Raw genomic sequence first — 4104 nt, 5'->3', positions numbered from 1 at the left:
CGACAGGACCATCACGGCCCCGCCGGCCGGGGCCTCGGTGCCGCCGACCACCGCCTGCGCCGGGAGGGCGGCGAACGCCAGGATCGGCGCCAGGGCCGCCGCGAAGGCCGCCGCAAGGCTCCCCCCCGCCGGGTGGCGCACCGGGCGGCGCTTCGAGATCGGCATCGGACCACCTGCAGAGAGACGCGCGATGATCCCGTTACGCATCGAGGCCGCCGCCGTCGAGCCGGTGGGCGTGCCCGACCTGCGCGCCTACCTGCGGTTCGAGTCCGATGCGGGCGCCGACGAGGACGGGCTGCTCCAGGCCCTGATCAGTGCGGCGCGCGCGAGCCTGGAGATCGAGACCCGCCGGATCCTGATCCCGGGCCGCTACCGGATCGCCCTGTCCGCATGGCCGCCGGACGGGCAAGTGCCGCTGCCCCTGAGCCCCCTGGTCGCGCTCCTCCGCGCCGGCTTCGCGGAGGCTTCGGGGGACGTCTCCGACCTCGCCGCGGGGCTCGTGCGCTTCGGCCCCGATCCGGGCGAGGCGCCGTCGCTGCGCATCGATCCCGCCGTGCCGGATCCCGCCGGCCGCACGATCCTGATCGAGGTCGCGGCGGGATACGGCGGCGACGGGCCGCCGCTCCCCGAGCCTCTGCGCCTCGCGATCCTGCGTCTCGCCGCCGCCCGCTACGAGCATCGCGGCGACGAGCCCGATGCCGCCCGTACCGACGCGGCCGAACTCGCCGCGCCGTTCCGGCGGATGCGGCTCTGACACGGCTGTGACGCTCGCTCCCGGAGTTTGCCCGATGGCGTCCTCGTCCCAACACCCGCCCCTCGGCGCGCGGCGCCGCCGCTTCGTGCTCGAACGGCCCCTGGAAGAGCCGGACGGCTTCGGGGGCGTGCTGCGCCGCTACGTGGCCGGCCCGGTCCTGTGGGGGGCCCTAGCCCCGGCGGGGATGGCCGATCGCCCGGCCGGCGGCCGCACCGACACGCTGCCCGCCTACCGCGTCACCCTGCGGAGCCGGGCCGAGCTCGACCCGACCATGCGGCTCGCCGCCGGCCCCCGCCGCTTCGCGATCCGCGCCGTCACCGAGCCGGATGCGCGGGGCCGCGACCTGATCTGCCACGTCGAGGAACTGCCCCGGGAGGGCCGGTCGTGAGCGATCCGGGCCCGCTCCTGGCGCTCCGCGCTGGCCTGATCGCCCGCTTCGCCGCCGATGCCGCCCTGGCCGCCCTGCTGGGCGGCCGGGTCCGGCTCTACGACGAGCCGCCGCGGGGCACGCTCCCGGTCTACGCTCTGTTCGGCGACGCCGAGATCACGGACGATTCCGTCGACGGCGCCGAGCGCCACCGGCACAGCCACGCGATCGTGGTGATCGCTCAGGCCGGCTCGGTGCGCACCGCCCTCGACGCCGCGGCGCGGATGGCGGCCCTGCTGCAGGACGCCGCGACGCCGCCCGTCCTCCCCCTTGCGGGCTGCCGGCTCGTCACCCTGCGGGTGCGGGCCGTCCGCGCCCACCGCGACGCCCGGACCGGCGAGGCCCGCGCGAGCCTGACGGTCGAGGCCGTCACCGAGACCCTGTGAGGAGAAGGCCGATGGGCGCGCAGAAGGGCAAGGACCTGCTGATCCGGGCCGGCGACGGCGCGGGCGGCTTCACGGCGGTGGCGGGCCTGCGCAGCCGCCAGATCACCCTCAACGCCGAGACCGTCGACGTCACCAACGCCGATTCCGCCGGGCGCTGGCGCGAATTGCTGGCCGGCGCCGGGGTGCGCCGGGCCGCGATCGCCGGCTCCGGCGTGTTCCGCGACCAGGCGTCGGATGCGCGCCTGCGGCTGCTGTTCTTCGAGGGCGCGGTCGAGGTGTTCCAGATCGTGATCCCGGCCTTCGGGACCCTGGAGGGACCGTTCCAGATCGCGAGCCTCGAATACCGGGGCGACCATGCCGGCGAGGTGACCTTCGACATGAGCCTCGAATCCGGCGGCGCACTCGCCTTCGCGGCGGCCTGAATCCCATGGCCAACCGGATCCGCGGCGAGGTGCCGCTCAACCTCGGCGGGCAGCGCTACACCCTCTGCCTCACCCTCGGGGCGCTGGCCGAGCTGGAGACCGCGCTCCAGGCCGGCGATCTTGCGGGCCTCGCCGCGCGCTTCGCGGGCGGCCGCGTCTCGGCCCGCGACCTGATCGCCCTTCTGGGCGTCGCCCTGCGGGGCGGCGGCCACGATCTCGACGACGCGGCGGTGGCGCGGCTGCCCCTCGCGGGGGGGCTCGATGCCGTCTCGGCCGCCCTGGGGGACGTCCTGGCGGCCGCCTTCGGGGAGGCGCCGGGCCCGGCAAACCCTCCCTAGAGCCGGATGCGGATCTGCCGCCGCGTCCGGCTCCGGGCCGCTTCCCCTGGGACGACGCCCTGGCCCTCGGCCTCGGCGCTCTGGGCTGGCGACCCCGCGATTTCTGGTCGGCGACCCCGCGCGAATTCGCCGCCGCGCTCGGCCGGCGCGGCGGGCCGGAGCCGCTGACCCGCGCCGCCTTCGCGCGGCTGCTCGCCGCCTATCCCGATCCGACATGAGGCGCCCCGATGGCCGAGAGCGAGACCGACACCCAGGCCGACGACCGGATCAGGCAGCTCGAGACCCTCGACCGCCTGGCGCAGACTTTCGGCCGCAGCCTCGACACGGCCCTGACCCGCGGGGCCGCCTCCGGTCGCAGCCTCGACGGGGTGCTCGGCACGATCGGGGCGCGCCTCGCCGGCGTGGCGGCGCGGGCGGCGGCCGGGCCGATCCAATCGGGCGTCACGGGCCTCATCGGCGCGATGCTGGGCTCGGGCTCGGAGGCCGGCTTCGCCCGGGGCGGCGTGTTCCGGGGCGGCCGCGTCCAGCCCTTCGCAGCCGGCGGTGTCGTGGCCGCACCGACCTACTTCCCCATGGCGGGGGGGGCCGGCCTCATGGGCGAGGCCGGCCCCGAGGCGATCCTGCCCCTGGGCCGCGGTCCGGACGGGCGGCTCGGCGTCGCCGCGGGTGGCGCTCAGGCCCGGCCGGTTTCCGTGACCGTCAACATCGCGACTCCCGACCCGGGAGCCTTCCGCCGCTCCGAGGCCCAGGTGACCGCGAGCCTCGCCCGGGCGGTGGCGCGCGGCCAGCGGGCGACGTGAGGGATCCCGCCGCCGACGCCCCGCTCCAACCGCCGAGTTCGCCATGGCCGACGACTTCCACGAGGTGTTGTTCCCCCTCGACGTGTCCCTGCGCGCGAGCGGCGGCCCGCAGCGGCTCACCGAGATCGTGACCCTGGCCTCGGGCCGGGAGCACCGGAACGGCCGCTGGGCCGATTCCCGCCGCCGCTACGATGCCGGGTTCGGCATGCGCGGCCTCGACGCGCTGCATGCGGTGCTCGCCTTCTTCGAGGAGCGGCGCGGGCGGCTCTACGGCTTCCGGTTCCGCGACCGGGTCGACGGCCGCTCCGGGCCGCCCGGCCGGCCGATCGGGCCCCTCGACCAGCCTCTCGGCACGGGTGACGGCACCGCGACCGCCTTCCCCCTGGTGAAGACCTACGGCGCCGGTCTTGCGCCCTATCGCCGCCGGATCGCCAAGCCGGTGTCGGGCAGCGTCCGGGTGGCGGTCTCGGGCCGGGAGATCGAGCCCGGCGCCTTCGCCTGCGATCCGACAACCGGTCTCGTCACCTTCGCCTCCGGCCAAGTCCCGCCCCCGGGCGCCGCGGTGACGGCGGGCTTCGCCTTCGACGTTCCGGTCCGCTTCGACACCGACGCGCTGACCATCGACCTCGCCGCCTTCACGGCCGGGGAGATCCCGAAGGTGCCGCTCGTCGAGATCGTGCCCTGAGGAGGCGTGAGGCCATGCGCGACATCCCGGAGGCCTTCGCGGCCCATCTCGCGGGCGGCGTGACCACTCTGTGCCGCTGCTGGTCCCTCCGGCGGCGCGACGGGCTCGCCCTCGGCTTCACCGACCACGACCGCGACCTGACCGTCGCGGGCCTCGTCCACGCCGCCCGCACCGGGCTGGAGGCGGCCGAGGCCAGCGCCGAACTCGGCTTCGCGGTCTCGGGCGGCGACGTGGCCGGGGCGCTCAGCAGCCTCGGCCTCACCGAGGCGGACATCCGCGGGGGGCCTCTTCG

9 protein-coding genes are annotated in these 4104 nt (G+C 76.5%); all 9 read left to right on the top strand.

Going from position 1 to position 4104, the window contains the following annotated elements:
* Positions 1-190: 190 nt before the first annotated feature.
* Positions 191-754 (top strand): phiE125 gp8 family protein, encoded by a 564-nt coding sequence (locus tag I53_RS09255; RefSeq protein ID WP_043349547.1) that lies wholly within the window; start codon positions 191-193, stop codon positions 752-754.
* A 34-nt stretch (positions 755-788) separates the two neighbouring features.
* Complete coding sequence (locus tag I53_RS09250) at positions 789-1142, top strand: head-tail adaptor protein (RefSeq protein WP_043349544.1); 354 nt, start codon at positions 789-791, stop codon at positions 1140-1142.
* Complete coding sequence (locus I53_RS09245) at positions 1139-1567, top strand: DUF3168 domain-containing protein (protein WP_043349542.1); 429 nt, start codon at positions 1139-1141, stop codon at positions 1565-1567. Before I53_RS09250 ends, I53_RS09245 begins: the two co-directional genes overlap by 4 nt.
* Before the next feature lie 11 nt (positions 1568-1578).
* Entirely contained in the window at positions 1579-1989 is a 411-nt protein-coding gene (locus I53_RS09240) for a phage major tail protein, TP901-1 family (RefSeq protein WP_043349538.1), read from the top strand.
* Positions 1990-1994: 5 nt separating this feature from the next.
* Complete coding sequence (locus I53_RS09235) at positions 1995-2327, top strand: gene transfer agent family protein (protein ID WP_043349536.1); 333 nt, start codon at positions 1995-1997, stop codon at positions 2325-2327.
* A 14-nt stretch (positions 2328-2341) separates the two neighbouring features.
* Complete coding sequence (locus I53_RS31120; RefSeq protein ID WP_075382066.1) at positions 2342-2545, top strand: phage tail assembly chaperone; 204 nt, start codon at positions 2342-2344, stop codon at positions 2543-2545.
* A 9-nt stretch (positions 2546-2554) separates the two neighbouring features.
* Positions 2555-3127, top strand: a complete 573-nt coding sequence (locus tag I53_RS09230; protein WP_043349533.1) for a phage tail tape measure protein — start codon at positions 2555-2557, stop codon at positions 3125-3127.
* A 43-nt stretch (positions 3128-3170) separates the two neighbouring features.
* Positions 3171-3812 carry a DUF2460 domain-containing protein gene (locus I53_RS09225; protein ID WP_043349530.1) on the top strand — a complete coding sequence of 214 codons (642 nt, stop codon included), beginning with the start codon at positions 3171-3173 and terminating at the stop codon, positions 3810-3812.
* A 14-nt stretch (positions 3813-3826) separates the two neighbouring features.
* Positions 3827-4104, top strand: a 278-nt coding sequence (locus tag I53_RS09220; RefSeq protein WP_043349526.1) for a DUF2163 domain-containing protein, incomplete at its 3' end; no start/stop codon positions are given.

Origin of the sequence: Methylobacterium sp. B1 (assembly GCF_000333255.1) — a bacterium.
In the GTDB taxonomy this organism is placed as follows: Bacteria; Pseudomonadota; Alphaproteobacteria; order Rhizobiales; family Beijerinckiaceae; genus Methylobacterium; species Methylobacterium fujisawaense.
The sequence above is the reverse complement of the archived record's forward strand: the minus strand, read 5'-3'. Positions and strand labels throughout refer to the sequence as shown.